Below are 19,636 nucleotides of genomic sequence, written 5' to 3' on the forward strand. Positions count from 1 at the left end.
ATTGCCATGGCTAAGTAGCGGGTCCGTCGTTCATGATGGGTACGTGTCTGAGATCGTGCGCCGCCGCTCATCCCGCAATGCCAAGTTGGCCAAGATTCCGCTCGGTATCGCCGGGCGGGCCGCCGTGGGATTCGGCAAGAAGCTCGCGGGCGGAGATCGGGCGGAGATAAACGCGCAGCTGAACCAGAAGGCCGCCGAGCAGCTGTTCTCCGTGCTCGGTGAGCTCAAGGGCGGCGCGATGAAGTTCGGGCAGGCGCTCAGCGTGCTGGAGGCCGCGGTCCCGGAGGAATTCGGCGAGCACTACCGCGAGGCATTGACCAAACTGCAGGCTGCGGCGCCTCCGATGCCCGCGACAACCGTGCACCGGATGCTCGACCAGCAGCTGGGCACCCAGTGGCGGCAGCGCTTCGCCTCGTTCGACGACACCCCGGCCGCATCGGCCAGCATCGGCCAGGTGCACAAGGCGGTGTGGTCCGACGGCCGCGTCGTCGCGGTGAAGGTGCAGTACCCGGGCGCCGACGAGGCGCTGCGCGCCGATCTCAAAACGCTGTCGCGGATGACCGGCCTGATCGGTGCGGTGATCCCGGGCGCCGACGTGAAGCCGATCCTGGCCGAGATCACCGAGCGCACCGAGGAGGAGCTCGACTACCGCAACGAGGCGAACAATCAGCGCGCCTTCGCCAAGGGTTTCGACGGGCATCCGGATTTCGTCGTACCGAAGGTGGTCGCGGGCGCGCCGAAGGTGATCGTCACCGAATGGCTGGACGGCACACCGGTTTCGGCGATTATCAAGGCGGGCAACGAGGATCCGGAGGGCACCCGCGAACTACGCAACCGGGTCGCCGGGCTGATGGGCCAGCTCCACTTCTCCTCGCCGGAGATAGTCGGGCTGATGCACGGCGATCCGCATCCGGGCAATTTCATGATGCTGCCCGACGGCAAACTGGCCATCATCGATTTCGGCGCCTGCGTGCCGCTGCCCAACGGTATACCGGAGGAGCTCGGGCAGATCCTGCGACTGGCCGTCGCCGAGCAGTTCGACGAGCTCACCGAACTGCTCTACGCCAACGGCTGGATCATCCCCGGGCGCATCGTCACCGATCAGGAGATCGCCGACTATCTGCGCCCGTTCACCGATCCCATCCGCACCGAATCGTTCCACTTCACCCGCAAGTGGATGCAGCGGGTGGCAGGCAAGGCCTCCGACATCACCAGCCCGGAGATGAAAACCGCACGCGCGCTGCAACTTCCGGCGGATTACGTGATGATCTTCCGGGTGCTGGCCGGCTCCATCGGCATCTGCGCGCAGCTGGACGCGGAGGTGCCGTTCATGAAGCTGGCCAACACCTGGATGCCCGGCCTGCGCGAAGAACGTTCCGCCAGTTGAGGATTACTCCTCGCCGGGGGTGAACATCTTCAGATGGTCCAGCACCACGAACCGCGAGCCGGGGCTGGCCGCGGCCACCGCCTTGCGGAGTGGTTCCAGGCCACCCGCGTCGCGGGCCGGTTCGCCGAGCGGATAGTCGAAATCGTCCCAGTGCGTTGGTAATACGTAGCGCGGATGGCCGAGCACGTTCAACAGTCGGTTGGCGTAGTCGCGCACCTTGGCCCCGCCGACCGGCATCAGCAGCACATCCGGCCGCAGCCCGGCCAGTTCGGATTCGATGTAGTTGGAGCCGCCGAAGTTCAGCACGGTCATGCCGCCGCCGGTGACCTGATAGGCCAGCGTTCCGCCCTCGACGAGATCGCTGATCGTCTCCGGCGCCGGAATTTTCGTGCCGAGTCCGGGCCGGGTCCCCGGATACGGCACCTGCGCGCGCGGGCCGATCGCCGAATGCAGCGACGGCAGCACCTTGATCGAATATCCGTCGAAGGCAAGATCCTCGCCGCCGTAGGCGACCGCGAGCTGATCCTCGGGCGCGCCGAGCGCGATCATCAGGTTCAGGTGGGTTTCGGTGCCGATCACCGTCGCGCCGGTCTTCTTCGCCAGATACGGCACATCGGTCAGGTGGTCGTAATGCCCGTGCGTGACCAGGATGTGGTCGGCGCGCAGCTGCGCGGAATCCACATAGGAATCGATCAGCGCGGTGTCGACCGAGATCGGGGTGCGCGGATTCGGACCCTCTTTCGTGTAGGTGCCGGTCTTGAATCGGGTGAGCCACGGGTCGATCAGGACGACCTTCTTGCCGACCCGGATCTCCCAGCCGTTGTTACCCCACCAGCGCAGCGCGCCATCCGATTTGCCCGCCGCGGGTGTTTCGGGCGCCGGCGCGGGACCGGACCCTTTCGCGCATGCGGCCGCGGCCATCAGTGTCGCCGCACCGGCGCTCACTCCGAGCAAACCGCGTCTGCTGAACTCTGCCATGTGGGCACAACAACACGGATCCGGTGCGGCTGTCCAAGACCAGTCGGCGCGCCCACCGATATCCGAACCGATATCGTCGCAGCGTGGACCCCTTGCGCAAGCTGCGGTACTTCCTCGCCGTCGCCGAAGAATTGCATTTCGGACGGGCCGCCGAACGCCTCGGCATGGCACAGCCGCCGCTGAGCCAGCGCATCCGCGAACTCGAAAAGGAGCTCGGCGCACGGCTGTTCGACCGCGGCAGCCGACACGTCGAACTCACCGATGCGGGGCGGGTGCTGCTCATCGAATCCCGGGAGCTGCTCGCGCGTTGGGACCGCACCCGCACCCTGGTCGGCAAGGCGCATCGCGGCGAAATGGACGCGCTGCGGGTGGGAGTGCCGCCCGAACTGGCCGGGCGGGTGCTCGCGGCCATCGTCACCGCCTTCGCTGGGCGGCATCCGGAGATCCGGTTGGATCTGCAGGAGCTCAGCACCGCCGAACAGGTCCGGCTGCTCGCCGACCGTCAGCTCGACGCCGGGCTGCTGCAACATCCGGCCGATGTCACCGGCCTGGAGTTGGGACCGGCCATCGATACGCCGTTGGGCGTTGTGCTGCCGCGGGATTCGGCGCTGGCCGCCCGCGCCGAGCTGACCGTGGCCGACCTGGCGGGGCAGGGATTGGTGATCTTCCCGCGCGCCGCCGCGCCGGGACTCTACGACCAAACCCTGCACACCTGCCGCGAGCACGGCTTCCGGCCGACCGCGATCGTGCACGCGCGTAACCCGGAATTCGTACTGGGACTTGTGCTTTCGGGGCAGGGCGTGGCATTCGATCAGGGCGCGGTCGCGCAGAAGGAGCCGAGGGTGGTGTGGCGGCGGCTGCGCGACAATCCGCTCAACCGGCGGATGTCGCTGGCGTGGCCGTCTTCGGCCGCGCATCCGGTGGCGCGGGAATTGGCCGAGCTGATCGGGAAAGTGCTTCGGGACGACGGGGTTTCGAGGCTGGTGCCCGCCGAGGACGAGGTGCGGCCGTGGCATGTCGTCCAGCTGCGGCGGCCGTAATCGCCGGCGATCGGCGCTATCAGGTACCGCACCGGTCCGTGTGCCGTATCTCGGCGATCGCGGCCGCGGCGGCGGAGCCGATCACCCGGTCCACATCGGGCCTGCGCAGGTCCAGCGTCTGCGCGCGGGTGAAAACCGCTACCGCATAACGTGTTTCGTCGGGGAACTCGACTACGCCGACCTCGTTGCGCACACCGGGCAGCGTTCCGGTCTTGCTCCACACCGCCACGTCGGCGGGGAATGCGGCGGGCAAGCGCTGCTGGTTCACCTGATGGCCCATCAGCTCGCGTACCATCCGGCAGGCCTGCGGCGGGCCCGCCTCATCGCGCGCGATGAGTTCCAACAGCCGGGTCATCTCACGCGGGGTGCTCGCGGTCGTGCGTGCGGGATCGTATACGCGCATGGCGAATATCTCCGCAGCGGGCGATTCCCGGTAGCGGTGCGCGAATTCCGCCGCATCGCTCGCGCCGAGATCCTGCACCATCGTCAGCACCAGATCGCGCAGTGCGCCGACGATTCGGGTGCGCACCAACCCGAGTTCGCGCATCAGCGACCGCACATTGTCCAACCCGACCCGGTCGAACAACAGATCCGCCGCCGTACTGTCGCTCACCGACATCGCGAACAGCGCCGCATCCCGCAAACTCAACTCCACATCGTCGGCGCATCCCGACGTCCCGGCCCCACCCAACCGATCCGCCGCCTCCGCCCGCACCCGATCCCGCGGATCCACCTGCCCCGCCGCCACCTGCCGCGCGAACTCCACCACCAACGGCAATTTCACCACCGAAGACAGCACCACCAACTCATCCGCCCCCACCCCCACCTCTCCCCCACACCCCAAACACCGAGCATGCACCCACCCCCGCACCCCAACCCCCGCAAACATCTCCTGCACCCGCCCAGCATGCCCGGTGCCCGCCGCCCACTTCCATCGACCTCGACGATGGTCGTCGAGGTCAGCCAGCACCATGCGACAGATAGTGGGTCATCGCTCTGAGTCCGCGCTAAGGTTCTCTCTATATAGCTAGCTAGCTTGCTAGCACTGGCCATGCCACGAAGATGGAGACCGAGGAGAAGCTATGAGTGCTGCACTCGATTTCAACTCGTCCCTCGGGCTGGGCCCTTACACTGCGGATGATCTTCACAACAGCCCCGAGGAGGGGAAAGGCTTCGAGCTTTGGAACGGATGGCTGATCGAGAAGATGTCGCCCTCGCTTCGTCACAACCGGATGAGCCGTGGGCTGCGCCATCTCTTCATCGAAGCGGCGGCCAGGGCCGGGGCCGATGTCCTCGTCGAAGGCGGCGAGTACGAATTCTCGTTCCCCTCGGGCATTCGAAAGCCGGATGTCTTCATCCTGGATGCGAAGGCCGAGCAGATCGGCGTCGCCGAAGACGAGCTCTACATCGACCCCGCTGACCTACTGCTGGTTGCCGAAGTCGTCTCCCCGAGAAGCGGCAGCGAGGCGCACGATCGGAAGACAAAACGCGACGAATATGCGATGGCGGGCATACCGCACTACTGGATCGTCGACTTCCGCCCGGTTCCGCGGATTCTTGCCCTCGATCTCGAACGTGGCCGTTACGTCGCCAACCATGATGCTGTTACCGCCGACGAGGTGCTGGTGGTCGAGCGGCCCTTTGAGATCAGTGTCGCTCCCAATGCGCTGTTCGACCTCGGCCGCCACGACTTCACCTGAGCGGCAACAGGTTTCCGCGCCTCATTCGGAGTCGGGCAGTAGGGCGAAGGCTTCGATTTCCATCAGTAGGTCGGGGTGGACGAGGGCGGCCACTTGGACGGCGGTGCTGGCGGGTAGGTGGGCGGGGGTGATGTGGGCGTCGCGGGCGGTGCGGATCGCGGGGAGGTGGGCGATATCGGTGACGTAGTAGGTCAGCTTGATGACGTTGTCGAAGGTCGCGCCCGCGGCTGCGAGGCAGCGGCGCAGGTTCTCGAACACCTGGCGGGCCTGGGCGGCCGGGTCGCCGACGCCCACGACATTGCCGTCGGCGTCGAAGGCTATCTGTCCGGACAGCGCGACCATCCGGCCCGTTCCGATGACGACGTGGGTGTAGCCCTTGCCGGGAGCGACACCGTCCGGCTCGGCGATATGGGTGAGTTTCGTATCCTCCACCACCGCATCCTCGCATCCGAAGCATGCACGGCCCCAACCGTTCACGGCACCGGTATGTACAGCGCCTCGAACGGTCCTTCGCCGATCCCCGCGGTGTGATGGCCGCGCCCGGTGGTGTCGGTGACCAGCAGCAGGTCGCCGGGACCGAACCGGCGGCGAGTTCCGTCGGTCACCGCCACCTCGATGACACCACGCACCATCACCACCCATTGCTTGCGCGGCGCCGGATGCCAGGTGCCGCCGATCGTAGCGCTGCGCACGAATGCCATACCCGCCGCCGAGGGCAGCGCACCGAGGAACATCGGCGGAACGCCCGCGACAATGTGCTGCTCGGCCAGCGTGATTTCGGAATCCTTGAAGACCGTGCCGCCGTCGACGGTCACGACGGTGCTGTAGCGCAGGCTGTCCCGCTTCGCGTTCATGAACACAAGCATTGCCCGATATCGAGGCGCGCACGACTCCCTCCCGGGAATCTTGTTTCCGCACAATCACACTCGCGGTATTCGCACCGCATACAGCAGGTGCACAAGGCAACCGACGACGGCGGCCATGGTCACGCCGCTGCCGAGGAGCAACCGCAGGTCGGTGGGGAAGGCGCGGTAGAGGTTCGGGGTCAGGATGGGCAGCAGGCCCGCGGTGAGGGCGGCCGTCGCGGTGACCAGCGTTCCGTCGGCGGTCAGATCGATGCGTTCGAACATGCCGATGCCCGCGGCGACGATCATCGCGAAGGCGATGGCCGCGGTACCGCCGATGACCGGTCCTGGTAACGAATTCACCAGTCGCCCAATAGGTGCGAGGAATGCGGTGAGGACAAGCAGTACGCCGGTGCCCGCGGTGACGTAGCGGCTGCGGACGCCGGTGAGCCGGAGCAGGCCGATGTTCTCGCCGCTGGTGATCATGGTCGGCCCGCCGAAGAGTCCGGACAGCAGCGAGGTCACCGCGTCACCGCGGATGGTGCGGCCCACCGTATGCGGCGTATCCAGTTCCCGGCCGACGATTTTCGCGTTGAGCACGGTCTGTCCGGCCGCCTCGGCCATGGATCCGATGCCGAACACCAGCAGCGGCACGGTGGCCAGCAGATCGAAATGCGGTGTGCCGAAAGGGAACAGCCGCGGCAACTGCACGACGCCCGATCCGGGTTGCCAGTGGAATCGGCCGAGCGCGGTCGCCGCCACACATCCGGCCACCATGCCGAGCAGCACCGAGAGCCTGCGCCAGCCCACCGGGAGGATTCGGTGCGCGAGCACTGTGGCGAGCACCGTCACCGCGGCGAGTGCGGCGGCCGAGGCGGGCGGCTGATCGTTCGGCGCGGTGATCAGTGCGCCCGCGACCTTCACCAGGTTGACCCCGATGACGACGATCATGCTGGCGATCACCACCGCCGGCAGCCGGGTGACCAGCCGTCGCGCCACCGGCACCAGCACGAATCCTGCCGCCGCGGTGAGTATTACGGCACCGGAGGCGGTGGCCGGGCCGGATTCCTGCGCGATCTGGATGAACAGCACCACCGCCGCCCCGCCGGGCAGCATCACGAATGGCAGACCGGCGCCGATCCCGAAACGGCCACCGGATTGCAGTATCGTCCCGATACCGCTGAAAAGCAGTGCGGTGCAGAGCAATGCGCGGATCTGCCCGTCGTCGAGGTGCAGACCCCGGCCGATCAGCAGCACCGAGGTGATCGGCGTGGCGACCATCACAGCCATATGTTGCAGCGAAGCGACGAATGCCTTTGCCGGAGACGGTATTTCGTCGACCGGATGCGCCGATGTCACCCGGCCAACCACGGAATATCCTCTGCCCGATACCGATACGCGCGGAAGATCGCGTTCGAGATCCCCGGGAATACCTCGGCGGTGCCGGGGTCCGGATACGCGGTGAACGATGGCACCACGTACTCCCAGCAGATCCGTTGCGCTGCGGTGACTTCGAAGATCCGCCCGAACGCCGCCTCGGTGATCAGGGTGTTCCCGTTGGGCAGCCGCTGCGCGCCGCCCATGAACGGGGTGAAGAACGCCTCGCGCGGGGAGTCCTGATATCGCCACGCGATTTCCCCGGTGGCCGTGTCGATTTCGATGACCCGGCTGTAGGTCACCGACTCGCCGGTGCGGAAGGTGCCGTTGTCGAACACCAGGATTCGGCCGTCGCCGACGGGAGTCGCGTGATGCTGCTGCGCAACGGTGGCCCGGTCGGCCACGGACGTCACCTTGCCGGTATGCCGGTCGATCAGGATGACGGCGGATACGCTGCGCAGGCTGGCGACGACGGTGTCGGCGTCGAGCGGGTACACACTGTTGATCAGCGGCCAGTGCTCGCGCCAGTAATGCGGCTGCAGCGGGAACTCGGCCGGGTCCAGCTGGTCGGCCGCCTTCCACTCCCACAACGAACTTCCGTCCGGCGCAACCTCTTTGATCACATCCGCCCAGACAACCCCGTCGGCTTCGGTATCGGCGACGCCGCCCCGGATCCGCCCGGCCGCCGCGCCGGTCAGCGGTTCGACGGCGGTGTACAGGATGCGGCCGTCGTCGTAGTGGTGCGCGTCGTGATGCTGCAGCGGGTCACGGATTTCGTTGAGCAGCAGCCCATTCCGGTCATAGCGACCCATCGAACCGCCGCTGTATTTGCGCCACATGGCGAACGGCGCGTGTTCGAGCGTCGCACCGTTGTATGCCAGCGATCCGTCGGCGAGCAGACGCGCGTGCCGCCCGGGCCGATACGGCAGTTGCCAGCGATGCACCACCGACCCGGCGAGGTCGACAAGTTCGACGAGTCCGTTCGCGGCCAACGGCGCGTACAGCGTGTATCCGGGGGACGCCAGTTCGGGATCGCTGCCGATCAGCCCGGTACCGCGCCGTTTGAGCGTGTTCTGCTCCACCAAACCTCCTGAATATTCAGTGGCACTAAATATTCAGTACGCTAGTCCGGTAACGAACACTTCCGATCACGCTGATGTAAAAGCTGTGCTACTCAATAGCCGGATCCACAATGAGCGGAGGAGAGAGGTTGGTGCAGAGTGAGTAAGTCCTCGGAGCGCGGCGCGCCTCCCGCTCCGCACGCCGATCGCGAACCGCCGTCTGATCCCGCCCGCTGGCAGGGGCTTGGCGATGTCGTCCACCACCGCAGGCTCGCGGCCGGGCTCACGCTCGCCCAGCTGTCGACCGGATCGGGATTGTCGGCATCATTCCTCAGCCAATTGGAGAACGGCAGAACCAACGCGAGCCTGCGCTCCCTGCAACAGATTTCGGATGCGCTCGGCACCACCGCGACCGAACTGCTCGCGGCCGCCGACGCCGATCCGGATGCGCTGCTGGTCCGCGCGGGCGATAGCCTCGCCCAGGAGCGCACCGGCTCCGACGGCACGGTCCGCGCACTCGTGCACGGCGCGAGGGATCTGCGCGCCCTGGAATTCACCGGCGGAACCACCCGGGGCACCCGCGAATTCGCGCACGACAACGACGAATTGATCTATGTGGTGCACGGCAGCATCACCGTCGTCGCCGACGGTATCGAATCGACGCTGTCCACCGGCGATGCCTACTACTGCGCGGGCGGCAGTAAACATCGCTGGTGGGCGCACACCCCGGAGACGAAAACGCTACTGTTCGCGGTCGCCGACGGTCTCGTGGTGCGCCGCGCCACCCATCGACCCCGCTGACGGGGTCAACGCCGGACCGGGTCCGGCGCTCACCGCGTCAGCGGAAATCGTTGCGGGACAACGCAGACGAGCCGCACACCCGATCTCGGGGTGAGCGGCGCGTCTGCTTTCTCGTTCCTGGGCCCGGCTCGGGTCCGTATGCACGGGTGGGGCCTCAGCGACCGGAGGGAGGGAAGTCCCGGTTATCGGCATGAGCCCGATGAGGCTCATGCCGAAACCGCGATCTTGCGCGGACGACCACGCGGGCGCTTGCGGGCGATCACGACACCCTGGTCGAAGATCTCACCGCCCCAGACGCCCCACGGCTCGCGTCGATCGATGGCTGCGTTCAGGCAGCCCTTACGGATCGGGCACGAAGCGCACAGGGCCTTCGCCTCCTCCAATTGGACCGGGCTCTCGGCGAACCACAGATCGGGGTCCCCCACTCGGCACGGCACGGTGACCTCCCGGGTACGGGTCGGCCTCGCCACGGTCCGGCATGTCACGTCAGTAGTGGCCGACGGCCAGCTTTCTGCGGTGAACACGTCGTTCTCCTTCAGCTTTGTTGCAGCGGTTCGTTTCGTTCTTTCGGCGAAACCGGTGCCGGCGGCTGAGGAGCCGGAAAATACTGGCCACGGTTTCGCTTTGAGCGATCCGTGGCCAGGAGGTCTGGGAGTGGTCTCCCTACCTAGGTCGACATCTGTGTCGACCCCTGATCACGGACGCTGGGTGTGCGGTACGGCGGAGGCGGGCTGCCCGCATCGGCGCCGGCGCATAACCGGCCTCGATGACGAAGGCGCCGGAAACTGCTTTCGCGGTTACCGGGTGCTGCCAGCCAGCGCTGGGCTTGTCCTGTTCGACGGTGCGAATCGGCGAGTGCGTATCGATGACGTGCTTGTTCACCAGATGCAGCCGCTCGACGAATGCGCCGTCGAAGGACAGTCCGATCCCCTGCAAGGCGAGGAACCCCCGGGAGGCGGACACAGACGTATTCACCGCAACGCAATTGGCGCTGAAGTTCGTAATGCCGTTCATTGGTCTGCCTCCCTCCTTCTTCTCGTAATCGGTCTGTTCGATGTGCGCGCCGGAATCCCCTCCCGGTGCGTGCTTCCCACCATAGGCGACGGCCTATGATGCCGACAACCTATTTTCTACCTGCGGTTTTATGGGCTTGACGGCGCCGAGTCGCCACCAGCGCCAACACATCCGCGCCGTACTGATCGATCTTCTTCGCCCCGATCCCCGGAATCGCGGCCAGCGCGGCGTCGTCGGCGGGCAGCTGCTCGGCGATGGCGGTGAGGGTGGTGTCGGTGAACACCACGAATTCGCGCACCCGCAGTGCCTGCGCCTTCTCCTCGCGCCAGGTCTGCAACATGCCGAGCAGTTCGGCGTCCAGTTCGGCCGAACACCGCCTGCATCGCCCGAGCATCGTCGCATATGTGCCGATCAACGGCTTACCGCAGACCCGGCAATGCGGGCGGGCACCGTTGGCGCCGGTGTGCTCGACCGGCGCGGCGATCCGCGATGCGGGCGAATCGTCGGGGATCAGCCCGTTCAGGAAGCGCGACCGGCGTCGGGTGCGGCGGCCACCCTCACCGCGGGCGAGCGCCCATGACAGCCGCAGATGCTCACGCGCCCTGGTGACACCTACATAGAGGAGTCGCCGCTCCTCTTCCAGGGCGGCCTCATCGGCGACCGAGCCGTCATCGGCCAGCACATGTGCGATGGGCATGGTGCCGTCGGACAGGCCGACCAGGAAGACGGCGTCCCATTCCAAACCCTTTGCGGCGTGCAGCGAGGCGAGCGTCACACCCTGGACGGTCGGCGGGTGCCGCGCCTCGGCGCGGGCGGCCAACTCGCGCAGCAATCCGCCCAGTTCGAGTTCCGGATCGTGACCGACCAGTTCCTCGGTGAGCTGCACCAGCGCCATCAGCGACGACCAGCGCTCCCGCGCCTGCGCGCCCGCGGGCTCGGTCGCGGTGAGCCCGTGCGGTGCGAGCGCGGCCCGGACCAGCGTGACAAGCGCTGCGCCGCTGCGGGATTGATCGGGCAGGTCCTCGCGCGCGGCCACCTGACGCAGCGCGACCACCGCCTGCTTCACCTCGGGTCGTTGGAAGAAGCCCTCGCCCCCGCGCACCTGATACGGAATGCCGCGCTCGGTGAGCGCCTGCTCGTAGTTCTCGGACTGGGCGTTGATCCGGTACAGCACGGCGATTTCGGCCGCGGGCACGCCATCGTCGATCAGCTGTTTGATCGATGCGGCAACGGCATTCGCCTCCGCGGGCACATCCTCGTATTCGGCGAAGGACGGCTCCGGACCGTCCGAGCGCTGGCCGATCAACTGCAATCGGCTGCCCGCGATGCGGCCGCGCGCCACCCCGATCACCCGGTTGGCCAGCGAAACCACCTGCGGTGTCGAACGATAGTCGCGTTCCAGCCGGACCACCGTGGCCTCCGGGAAGCGACGGGAGAAGTCCAGCAGGTAGGCGGGCGTCGCGCCGGTGAAGGAATAGATGGTCTGGTTGGCGTCGCCGACGACGGTCAGATCGTCGCGGTCGCCGAGCCAGGCGTCGAGCACCCGCTGCTGCAGCGGGGTGACGTCCTGGTATTCGTCCACCACGAAACTGCGGTAGCGGCCGCGGAATTCATCGGCCACCGCCGGATAGTCCTCCAGCGCCGCGGCGGTGTGCAGCAGCAGATCGTCGAAGTCGAGCAGCAACCCGTCGGGCGTGGTCTTGAGCTTCTCGTATGCCGCGTACACCTCGCTGATCCGCGCCGGATCGTATGGGGTGTCGCGGTGCTGCCGCGCCGCGGCCGCCGGATAGTCCTCCGGGGCGATGAGCGTCGATTTCGCCCACTCGATCTCGCCGAGCAGATCGCGCACGCTGTCGGTGTGCGTCGGCAGGCCCGACGCGTGCGCGGCCTGGGCGACCAGCTGGAATTTGCCGTCGATCAGCCGCCACGGCACATCGCCGACGATCTGCGGCCAGAAATACCGCAGCTGCCGCAGCGCGGCGGCGTGAAAGGTGCGGGCCTGCACCTGATTCGCATCGCCGCCGAGGCCGAGCGCGCGCAGCCGGTTACGCAGTTCGCCCGCCGCGCGGGCGGTGAACGTCACGGCGAGCACCTGATCGGCCTTCACATGTCCGGCCGAGACCAGGTGGGCGATGCGATGAGTGATGGTGCGCGTTTTACCGGTGCCCGCGCCTGCGAGCACGCACACCGGACCGCGCGGGGCGCGCACGGCGGCGGCCTGCTCCGGATCGAGTGCGTCGAGGTCGGGGGCTGGCACGCGCTCAATGATGACAGCCCGCACCGACAAGAACCCGGGTGGCTCAGCCCCTGTCGCGCAGCATGCGCAGCGCCCCCGCGAAATGGGCCGCATCGGATCCGAGCGGGGCGAAGAATTCCTGATCGCAGTTCTCCACCGCGACCAGCGCCCGATTGACAAGGGCCGCACCGGATTCGGTCGGCGCGAGGGATTTGGCCCTGCGGTCGTGCGGGTGGTCGCGCCGCTCGATCAGGCCCTTCTGTTCGAGCGTGCGCAGCACCTGCGAGGTCATCATCGGGTCGGTGGCGGCGTGTTCGGCCAGGTCGCGCTGCATCACCGGCTCCTCGCGGCGGGCCGCGAAGTAGGTGAGCGAGGCGAGCAGCACGAACTGGACGTGGGTGAGGTCGAAGGGTGCGAGTGCCGCGCGCTGGGCGGCCTGCCAGCGGTTGGTCACCTGCCAGAGCAAGAGCCCGGGACTTTCGTCGGCGGCCGCGAAACGGGTGCGCAGGCCGGGTGTTGCGGATTCACTCATCGTCCTCCCTCACGCCGGATCGTATCGTCCAGCATCGCCGCGGAGATCACCGCGAAATCGTGTTCGCTGAGTTCGATCAGCCCGCGCCGCAACACGATTCCCCAGTTCGGCCCGCTCGTGAGCTCCAGTTCGGCGCGCAACCGCTCGATCGGGATCTCCCGCGCGTCGGTCCGGTAGTGCACCGCCCGCCGCCATGGCTCGAAGCAGCCACCGCCCGGAGCGGTGACTCCCTCCATGACAGCCTGCCAGGCCGGCCGATCGGCGACGACCCCGATGGCGGTGAAGGCGCGGACCGGCGCACCGGTCCGCATACCTTCCCGTGGCGAGTAGTAGACGAGGCCGTCGCCCGGCGTCATTCGTTCGATGCCGTGCCGCTTACCGTGATTGGCCTGGACGATCCCGAGTTCGGCCCCGCGCAGCACGTGTTCGCGCGAAACCACGTTGAGCCAGTACTTGGTCACACCCGCACCGCCTCGGCGGCCGCGACCAGCGCCTCCAGGTCGCGCTGCACACCCTTGGCCAGGTCGGCGCCCATGATCAGCTTCCAGAGCCCGCGCAGCGGACCCTCCATCGAGATGGTGACGGAAACCATTGTGCGACCGTCATTTTCGGTGACGTGATGGGCGAAAACCAGCCGCGCGCCGATCAGCTTGGAGACGTCGACGAATTCGGTATCGGTCAACCGCTCGACGATGAACTTCACCTTCGGCCCGCCCTTCGGCTTCAGCATTCCGGTGGCGCCCTCCGTGAACGGCCCGTCCAGGCGAACCCATTCGGTGTCGGCGTTCCACTCGGGCCAGGTGGCCATATCGGCCCACTTGGCGAAGAAGGCGGCGGGAGCGGCGGTCGAGGTGGCGTTTGCGGTGGCAATCTGTGTCATGTGAATAGTATGCGCGCTTACTAAATGGATGTCAATCCCGATCGCACGACGACGTTACGGACGCGCGAGATCCGATCTCGCCGGGGTGTTGGGGAGTTGACGGACGGCGTGGGTCGCGGTGGTGATGACGCCGTTGTCGTCGGTGAGATAGAAGGTGGGATAGGCCTGGATTCCGAAGGCTGTCGCGACGGCACCGTCGCTATTCGGTTCGCAGACGAGTGTGGTTGTCGGAGCGAGTGTTTCGACCATCGGGTCGGTCACGTCCCGGGTGGTGACCACGGCGAGGACGTGGTCGCGGGCATAACCGGCGCCCTGGATGTAGGCGATGAAGTCGGGCAGGTTGGTGCGGCAGTGCGGGCAATCGACCGCCAATAGCGCGATGGCGGCGGGGTGGCGCAGGTCGGTGTCGGCGAGGCGGCTGCCATCGATGGCATGGGTGGTGAACGCCGGAATCGGGGTGCCGACGGGTAGCGCGCGGGCGGTGGTGGTGCCGACGAGTTCGTCGAGCACGTCGGAGTGCACTCGTATGCGGCGCACGAGACCGTAGGTGACCAGCAGATTCAGTGCGGTGATGATCGAAAGCACGATAACGAGGATGTTCATCGCGGATGGTCCGGTTCGGTTCGGTTGTGGCGGGTGGGCGGCGGTGCCGGACGGATCAGGTCGGCCAGATCGTCGAAAACGATGAGGGATGCGCCGAGTACGACCCCGGCGAAGGCGGCGATCCACCAGTCGGAGATCGCGCGGGGGTGATGTCCCGTCGCGGTGGTGACCAGGCCGACGCCGGTAACCATGAGCAGCAACAGATTACGGACGAGCTGAACCCCCGATACCGGCCGCGCGGAGCGCCCGAAACAGTGGCACGCGGTGGTGGCGCCGCGGCGCACCGCCGCGGTGATCGCGATGGTGAACGCGGTGAGAGTCGCGGCGGCGAGGACGAACCCGGCGATACCGGGCAGCAGCAGCGTGATCGTGACGGCCCATTCGGTGACGATCACCGCGGTCGCCACCGACTCGGCCCGGCGTCCGCGCAGTCGTGGGACGAGCCCCGCGACCGCGGCCCGGAACCCGCTCCGGGCCGCGGCGCCGAACTTCGCGGCCACCGCGGCGGCGAAGACCGTGACCAGCGCGATCCGCGCCGCCACCGCCACCGAACCGATCGGATCGATCACCGGCGGGGCACCTCCTCAGCGCCTGGCCGGTCACCGGTCGGCGCGGCGCTCGGCCCGCTGCGGATCGATTCCGTCATCCGTCCCGACATTCCGCGCTTCGACCTACAGCGGCTCGCACAGACCGATACCGGACTTCTGGAGGATGCAATGGCCTTCACAGCATTGGCCGTCCACCTTGCACTCCTCCAACAATGGGACGCACATCCGGATGGGCGCGGGTGCCTTTCTGCGGATGACCATCTTGCAGGTGATGGTGTCGGCGATGCGGTCTATGCGTTCGATCAATGCACTAGCCATCAGGTTCATCTCCTTGCTCGCTGAACCCTGTGCACAGCTCCGGCGACCGCCGGTGCGGCCGTGACGACCGGCGCGGTGCACATCCTCAGGCTGCGCCAACCATCGGCACGACACGCCGAATCTCGAAATTAATTGTGCGACAATTAATTTCACCAAGCCGATGCCGGATGAACCAGGGGAAGGCGGTCGGTACGCGGTGGGCGCGGTCGCGGTGTTCGTATTGGGTCTGGCCTGGCGGGCGGGCCGCCGAGCGGTGGTGGCCTGTGTCGCGGTGAGCCTGGTCCAGGCGGGCGCCGGGGCGGTTTCGGTGCTGACGGTGCGACATGCCGTCGCGACCGTCACCGGCGCCCGGGAGGCGGCGACGGCACTGCTCGTACCCGCGGCCGTGCTGGCCGGGGCGGCATTGGTATCGCAGACGTTGTCGGGAATCGCGTCGTATCTGCAGGCGGTGCTCGGCGAAAGGACCGCACAACTGGCGGTGCGGCGGGTGATGGTGGTCGCGGCGGCAGCCGAATTGATCCGCTACGAGGATCCGTGGTTCCACGACCGCGTGGTGCGGGCGCGCACCACCGCCAACTCCTACCCGCGCACGGTGGTGCAAGCGCTGCTATCGGTGTTGCACACCGCCATCTACGGTGTCGCGGTCGCCGCCTCGGTGGCCGTGCTGGCCTGGATGACCGTGCCGCTGCTGTTGCTCGCGGTGCTGCCGATGTGGCTGGAAGCGCGCCGATCGAACCGCCGTTGGTACGAACTTGCGGTCTCCCAATCCGAAATTACGCGCGGCACAATGCATTTGGAGACCATGCTGACCGATCGCGCCGCGGCCGCGGAAATCCGCGCCTTCGCCGCCGGACCCACCCTGCTCGCACGTTGGCAGAACCTGCGGACCGAGTTGCTGACCGAGCAGATCCGGCTGCAGCGCATCACGGCGGTCCGGATGACCATTGCCCGAGCCGCGGGCGTCGCGGTGACGGTGGCGCTGATCGCGGTCCTGGCCGCCGCGGCCGAGGCCGGTGTGCTCACCCTCGCGACCGCCAGCGCGGTCGTCGTCGCCGTTCAACTGCTCATGGGACAGCTCACCAGCGTCGCGTCCACGCTGTCCATGGTCGGACGCGGGCGCTTGTTCCTCACCGACCTGATGGACTTCACCGAACTTCCTGCGGCGCAACCCGACCCGCCGCCACAGGCATTTCGTACGCTCGCCGCCCACCGGCTCGGGTTCACCTACCCGGGGACCGGCACCGCCGCACTCACCGATATCGACCTCGAACTGCGGGCCGGTGAGGTGGTGGCGCTCGTCGGCTGTAACGGCTCGGGTAAGACGACGCTGACCAAAATTCTCGCCGGACTCTATCCGCCGACCACCGGCCGACTGTCTCGCGACGGACAACCCCTCTCGGATGCCGACCGCCCGTCGCTGCGCGCCTCGGCCACCCTCGTACCGCAGACCCCGGGCCGATATCCGCTGTCGGCCACGGACAATATCGGCTTCGGCGCCGAACGACCCGATCCGGCCGCCGTGGCCGCCGCGGCCGACAACGCCGGTATCCACAGCCATCTCGCCGGACTGTCCGACGGCTACGACACCATCCTCAGCAAGGAGCGCAGCGGCGGCACCGATCTCTCCGGCGGGCAATGGCAGAAGATCGCCATCGCCCGCGGCTTCTATCGCGACACCCCGCTGCTCATCCTCGACGAACCCACCACCGGCCTGGATCCCGCCGCCGAGGCCGATATCTACCACCGGCTCCGTGCGCTACATGCCGGACACACCATCGTCCTGGTCACCCATCGCCTGGCCAATATCCGCGACGTGGACCGCATCTACGTCCTCGACGACGGCCGCGTCACCGAATCCGGCACCCACGACGAACTGATCGCCCGCCGCGGCGCCTACCACCGGCTCTACACCCTCCAAGCCGCCGCGTACCAGACAGAGCGGGCCAATGGAACAGGAGCAGACCGTCCGGCGTTGAATGTCGGCGTGACCGATGTGAACCCCACCCTGACGATGTACTCGACCACCTGGTGCGGCTACTGCCGCAGGCTGAAGAAGCAGCTGGAGGAGGCCGGTATCAGCTACGTCGAGATCGATATCGAACAGGATCCGGCGTCGGCCGAATTCGTCGGCAGCGTGAACGGCGGCAACCATGTGGTGCCCACCGTCAAATACGCCGACGGCTCCACCGCGACCAACCCGTCGTTGGCCCAGGTCAAACAGGCGCTGGCCGCAATGGCCTGACCCGATCAGTCCCGCGCCGCCCAGGATTCCAGGATGGTGCGGGCGATCGAGATCGATCCGGGCAGCAGCAGGCGCGTGCCCTCCCGCTTGGCCGACCAATCCCCCGCCGCCAGCGCATCGCGCACCTCGGTCCTGGTGAACCAGTACGCCTCGGCGATCTCTCCATCGGAGAACGCGAGCGACTGTTCCGGATCGGCGACGGCCGAGAAGCCGAGCATCAGCGAGCGCGGGAACGGCCACGGCTGGCTGCCCAGGTAGTGGATGTCGCGCACATCGACACCCACCTCCTCCTTGATCTCCCGCGCCACACAGCGCTCCAGCGATTCGCCCGCCTCGACGAATCCGGCGAGCAGCGAGAACAGCGTCTCCGGCCAGGTGTGCTGGCGGCCGAGCAGCACCCGGTCGCCGCCGTCGTGCACCAGGCAGATAACGGCCGGATCGATGCGCGGAAACTCCTCGTCGCCATTCGCGCCGACCCGCGACCAGCCGCCCTTCACCGCGGTGGTCGGCGAGCCGTCGGCACCGTGGAATCCGGCCTTGTCGTGCCAGTTGAGCAGGGCGACCGCGGTGCCGAGCAGCCCGATGACGCGATCGTCGAAGCCGCTGGACATGGCGCGCAGATCCGACAGCTCACCGCTGAGTTCCCGATCGCGCACCGCCCACACGTGCTTGCCGTCATCGATGCCCAAGAACACCGCCGCCTGGCTCGGTTCCGGCGCCAACTCGACGGCCTTGTCGAAGACCAGCGCGCCATCGGCCAGCCGAACCTGACCGCGCCGGTTCACCCGCAGCAATTTGGCGTCGGCCCAGCCGTCCTTCAGCGCCTGCTCGTCGCCGCGGACCTCCTCGGCCCGGTCGTGGGAGGAACGGGAAAGCAACGGAACAGCATTCAGCTCAAAGGACACGCCTCCGAGGGTAACGGGCGAGATTACTTGCCGGTGCGGCGGATATACAGCAGTTTGTCGCCCGCCTCCAGCGAATCCACCTCCGGCTCACCGACCCGCACCAGCACCGAACCGCGCACGACGCCGAGCACGATATCGCCGAGATGCCTTGGCGAGCCGCCGATTTCGGCTGGTTCCACCTCGCGCTCGGCGATCGCGAAACCCTCCTCCGGGGTGAGCAGGTCCTCGATCATCTCCACCACGCTCGGGGTGGCGGTGGCGATGCCGAGCAGCCTGCCCGCGGTCTCCGAGGACACCACCACCGAATCCGCGCCGGACTGGCGCAGCAGATGGGTGTTCTCGGCCTCGCGGATGGCGACCACGATCTTGGCGGTCCGGCTGAGTTCCCGCGCGGTCAGCGTGACCAGCACCGCCGTATCGTCCCGATTCGCCGCGACGATCACCGACGCCGCATGCTGTGCGCCCGCCAGGCGCAGCACATCCGATTGAGTCGCCGAACCGTGCACGGTGACCAGGCCCGCATTACCCGCGGCCGCGAGCGCGACGGCGTCGGTGTCCACCACGACGATATCGGCGGGCTGCACGCCGTCGCCGAGCATGGCGTCGATGGCGGTGCGGCCCTTGGTGCCGTAGCCGACGACCACGGTGTGATTACGCACTATGCGCCTCCAACGCTGAATCTTGAAAGCCTGCCTGGAGCGTTCGGTCAGCACGCCGAGCGTGGTGCCGACCAGGACGATGAGAAAAAGGATGCGCAGCGGGGTGATGATCACGATATTGGCCAGCCGCGCCGCCGGGCTGATCGGTGCGATATCGCCGTATCCGGTCGTCGAGAGCGAGACCGTCGCGTAGTAGAAGGCATCCAGGAAGGTCAGCTCGCCGCCCGCGTTGTCGTGGTAGCCCGAACGCCCGAAATACACCACCAGGGCCGCGGCGAACAGCAACGCGATGGCGAACAGCACCCGGCGCAACAGCGACCGCCACGGGCTGGTTTGTATCTCCGGGATCTTCAGCAGGCCGACGAGGGCGAAATCGGGGTGTCCGGCCAGCCCTAGCCGGGGCGCGCGTACACCGAACACGCTCGCGGTACTCGGCCGGCTCGACACGCACCGCAGCCTACCGGCTCCCGACGCGGTCGCGGGTCTCGACGCGAACCCTCGGCAAATGAA

22 protein-coding genes are annotated in these 19,636 nt (G+C 67.4%); 5 read left to right on the forward strand and 17 right to left on the reverse strand.

Features of this window, described 5'->3' with window-relative positions; genetic code table 11:
• Positions 1–43: 43 nt before the first annotated feature.
• Positions 44–1,387 carry an AarF/ABC1/UbiB kinase family protein gene (locus tag LGY53_RS01685; protein ID WP_225724859.1) on the forward strand — a complete coding sequence of 448 codons (1,344 nt, stop codon included), beginning with the start codon at positions 44–46 and terminating at the stop codon, positions 1,385–1,387.
• 3 nt (positions 1,388–1,390) lie between these two features.
• Here the strand turns inward: LGY53_RS01685 and LGY53_RS01690 are convergent, their stop codons facing one another.
• Complete coding sequence (locus tag LGY53_RS01690) at positions 1,391–2,365, reverse strand: MBL fold metallo-hydrolase (RefSeq protein WP_225724860.1); 975 nt, start codon at positions 2,363–2,365, stop codon at positions 1,391–1,393.
• An 83-nt stretch (positions 2,366–2,448) separates the two neighbouring features.
• Here LGY53_RS01690 and LGY53_RS01695 point away from each other — a divergent pair, with 83 nt between their 5' ends.
• Complete coding sequence (locus LGY53_RS01695; RefSeq protein ID WP_225724861.1) at positions 2,449–3,405, forward strand: LysR family transcriptional regulator; 957 nt, start codon at positions 2,449–2,451, stop codon at positions 3,403–3,405.
• A 19-nt stretch (positions 3,406–3,424) separates the two neighbouring features.
• Here the strand turns inward: LGY53_RS01695 and LGY53_RS01700 are convergent, their stop codons facing one another.
• A complete protein-coding gene (locus tag LGY53_RS01700; protein WP_255664738.1) occupies positions 3,425–4,294 on the reverse strand; it encodes a serine hydrolase in 870 nt (289 codons plus the stop codon).
• A 193-nt stretch (positions 4,295–4,487) separates the two neighbouring features.
• Between LGY53_RS01700 and LGY53_RS01705 the strand changes: the two genes are divergently transcribed.
• The gene (locus LGY53_RS01705; protein WP_225724862.1) at positions 4,488–5,105 is read left to right on the forward strand and encodes a Uma2 family endonuclease; all 618 of its coding nucleotides are present in this window, start codon (positions 4,488–4,490) and stop codon (positions 5,103–5,105) included.
• A gap of 21 nt (positions 5,106–5,126) precedes the next feature.
• Here LGY53_RS01705 and LGY53_RS01710 read toward each other — a convergent pair whose 3' ends face one another.
• The 4 genes from LGY53_RS01710 to LGY53_RS01725 form a co-directional block, all read right to left on the reverse strand.
• Complete coding sequence (locus LGY53_RS01710; RefSeq protein WP_225724863.1) at positions 5,127–5,537, reverse strand: RidA family protein; 411 nt, start codon at positions 5,535–5,537, stop codon at positions 5,127–5,129.
• A gap of 41 nt (positions 5,538–5,578) precedes the next feature.
• A complete protein-coding gene (locus LGY53_RS01715; RefSeq protein ID WP_225724864.1) occupies positions 5,579–5,959 on the reverse strand; it encodes a hypothetical protein in 381 nt (126 codons plus the stop codon).
• Positions 5,960–6,025: 66 nt separating this feature from the next.
• On the reverse strand, positions 6,026–7,321 hold the full coding sequence (locus tag LGY53_RS01720; RefSeq protein ID WP_225724865.1) for a uracil-xanthine permease family protein: 1,296 nt from the start codon (positions 7,319–7,321) through the stop codon (positions 6,026–6,028).
• On the reverse strand, positions 7,306–8,409 hold the full coding sequence (locus LGY53_RS01725; RefSeq protein WP_225724866.1) for an aryl-sulfate sulfotransferase: 1,104 nt from the start codon (positions 8,407–8,409) through the stop codon (positions 7,306–7,308). The genes LGY53_RS01720 and LGY53_RS01725 overlap by 16 nt, the downstream gene beginning before the upstream one ends.
• A gap of 138 nt (positions 8,410–8,547) precedes the next feature.
• On the opposite strand from LGY53_RS01725, the gene LGY53_RS44020 reads away from it, so the two are divergent.
• On the forward strand, positions 8,548–9,189 hold the full coding sequence (locus LGY53_RS44020) for a helix-turn-helix domain-containing protein (protein WP_225724867.1): 642 nt from the start codon (positions 8,548–8,550) through the stop codon (positions 9,187–9,189).
• A 206-nt stretch (positions 9,190–9,395) separates the two neighbouring features.
• Here the strand turns inward: LGY53_RS44020 and LGY53_RS01735 are convergent, their stop codons facing one another.
• The 9 genes from LGY53_RS01735 to LGY53_RS01775 form a co-directional block, all read right to left on the reverse strand.
• Positions 9,396–9,713 (reverse strand): WhiB family transcriptional regulator, encoded by a 318-nt coding sequence (locus LGY53_RS01735; protein ID WP_374111112.1) that lies wholly within the window; start codon positions 9,711–9,713, stop codon positions 9,396–9,398.
• A gap of 139 nt (positions 9,714–9,852) precedes the next feature.
• Positions 9,853–10,203: a hypothetical protein gene (locus LGY53_RS01740; protein ID WP_225724868.1), complete on the reverse strand. Its 351-nt coding sequence runs from the start codon at positions 10,201–10,203 to the stop codon at positions 9,853–9,855.
• Between the two features lie 109 nt (positions 10,204–10,312).
• Positions 10,313–12,469, reverse strand: a complete 2,157-nt coding sequence (locus LGY53_RS01745) for an ATP-dependent DNA helicase UvrD2 (RefSeq protein WP_225725653.1) — start codon at positions 12,467–12,469, stop codon at positions 10,313–10,315.
• Between the two features lie 34 nt (positions 12,470–12,503).
• Complete coding sequence (locus LGY53_RS01750) at positions 12,504–12,971, reverse strand: MarR family winged helix-turn-helix transcriptional regulator (RefSeq protein ID WP_167477432.1); 468 nt, start codon at positions 12,969–12,971, stop codon at positions 12,504–12,506.
• Positions 12,968–13,432: an EVE domain-containing protein gene (locus LGY53_RS01755; RefSeq protein WP_225724869.1), complete on the reverse strand. Its 465-nt coding sequence runs from the start codon at positions 13,430–13,432 to the stop codon at positions 12,968–12,970. Before LGY53_RS01755 ends, LGY53_RS01750 begins: the two co-directional genes overlap by 4 nt.
• A complete protein-coding gene (locus LGY53_RS01760; protein WP_225724870.1) occupies positions 13,429–13,851 on the reverse strand; it encodes an SRPBCC family protein in 423 nt (140 codons plus the stop codon). Before LGY53_RS01760 ends, LGY53_RS01755 begins: the two co-directional genes overlap by 4 nt.
• Before the next feature lie 54 nt (positions 13,852–13,905).
• Positions 13,906–14,454: a redoxin domain-containing protein gene (locus LGY53_RS01765; RefSeq protein ID WP_225724871.1), complete on the reverse strand. Its 549-nt coding sequence runs from the start codon at positions 14,452–14,454 to the stop codon at positions 13,906–13,908.
• Positions 14,451–15,023 carry a MauE/DoxX family redox-associated membrane protein gene (locus LGY53_RS01770; protein ID WP_225724872.1) on the reverse strand — a complete coding sequence of 191 codons (573 nt, stop codon included), beginning with the start codon at positions 15,021–15,023 and terminating at the stop codon, positions 14,451–14,453. Before LGY53_RS01770 ends, LGY53_RS01765 begins: the two co-directional genes overlap by 4 nt.
• Before the next feature lie 102 nt (positions 15,024–15,125).
• Positions 15,126–15,329 (reverse strand): hypothetical protein, encoded by a 204-nt coding sequence (locus LGY53_RS01775; RefSeq protein WP_225724873.1) that lies wholly within the window; start codon positions 15,327–15,329, stop codon positions 15,126–15,128.
• 151 nt (positions 15,330–15,480) lie between these two features.
• Between LGY53_RS01775 and LGY53_RS43925 the strand changes: the two genes are divergently transcribed.
• On the forward strand, positions 15,481–17,562 hold the full coding sequence (locus LGY53_RS43925; protein WP_305082728.1) for a mycoredoxin: 2,082 nt from the start codon (positions 15,481–15,483) through the stop codon (positions 17,560–17,562).
• A 5-nt stretch (positions 17,563–17,567) separates the two neighbouring features.
• On the opposite strand, the gene nudC is transcribed toward LGY53_RS43925, so the two are convergent.
• Both nudC and LGY53_RS01795 read right to left on the reverse strand, forming a co-directional pair.
• Positions 17,568–18,467: an NAD(+) diphosphatase gene (gene nudC, locus LGY53_RS01790; protein WP_225724874.1), complete on the reverse strand. Its 900-nt coding sequence runs from the start codon at positions 18,465–18,467 to the stop codon at positions 17,568–17,570.
• Positions 18,468–18,490: 23 nt separating this feature from the next.
• On the reverse strand, positions 18,491–19,546 hold the full coding sequence (locus LGY53_RS01795) for a TrkA family potassium uptake protein (RefSeq protein WP_225725655.1): 1,056 nt from the start codon (positions 19,544–19,546) through the stop codon (positions 18,491–18,493).
• Positions 19,547–19,636: the final 90 nt, after the last annotated feature.

Origin of the sequence: Nocardia sp. JCM 34519.1, assembly GCF_020361265.1 — a bacterium.
Taxonomy (GTDB): Bacteria; Actinomycetota; Actinomycetes; order Mycobacteriales; family Mycobacteriaceae; genus Nocardia; species Nocardia arthritidis_A.

Excerpts from the sequence above, each read along its gene's own strand:
- LGY53_RS01765 (WP_225724871.1), bottom strand. The coding sequence starts at position 14,454 with ATGAACATCCTCGTTATCGTGCTTTCGATCATCACCGCACTGAATCTG.
- LGY53_RS01775 (WP_225724873.1), bottom strand. The coding sequence starts at position 15,329 with ATGAACCTGATGGCTAGTGCATTGATCGAACGCATAGACCGCATCGCC.
- LGY53_RS01740 (WP_225724868.1), bottom strand. The coding sequence starts at position 10,203 with ATGAACGGCATTACGAACTTCAGCGCCAATTGCGTTGCGGTGAATACG.
- LGY53_RS01690 (WP_225724860.1), bottom strand. The coding sequence starts at position 2,365 with ATGGCAGAGTTCAGCAGACGCGGTTTGCTCGGAGTGAGCGCCGGTGCG.
- LGY53_RS43925 (WP_305082728.1), top strand. The coding sequence starts at position 15,481 with ATGCCGGATGAACCAGGGGAAGGCGGTCGGTACGCGGTGGGCGCGGTC.
- LGY53_RS01715 (WP_225724864.1), bottom strand. The coding sequence starts at position 5,959 with ATGAACGCGAAGCGGGACAGCCTGCGCTACAGCACCGTCGTGACCGTC.
- LGY53_RS01700 (WP_255664738.1), bottom strand. The coding sequence starts at position 4,294 with ATGTTTGCGGGGGTTGGGGTGCGGGGGTGGGTGCATGCTCGGTGTTTG.
- LGY53_RS01705 (WP_225724862.1), top strand. The coding sequence starts at position 4,488 with ATGAGTGCTGCACTCGATTTCAACTCGTCCCTCGGGCTGGGCCCTTAC.
- LGY53_RS01760 (WP_225724870.1), bottom strand. The coding sequence starts at position 13,851 with ATGACACAGATTGCCACCGCAAACGCCACCTCGACCGCCGCTCCCGCC.
- LGY53_RS01750 (WP_167477432.1), bottom strand. The coding sequence starts at position 12,971 with ATGAGTGAATCCGCAACACCCGGCCTGCGCACCCGTTTCGCGGCCGCC.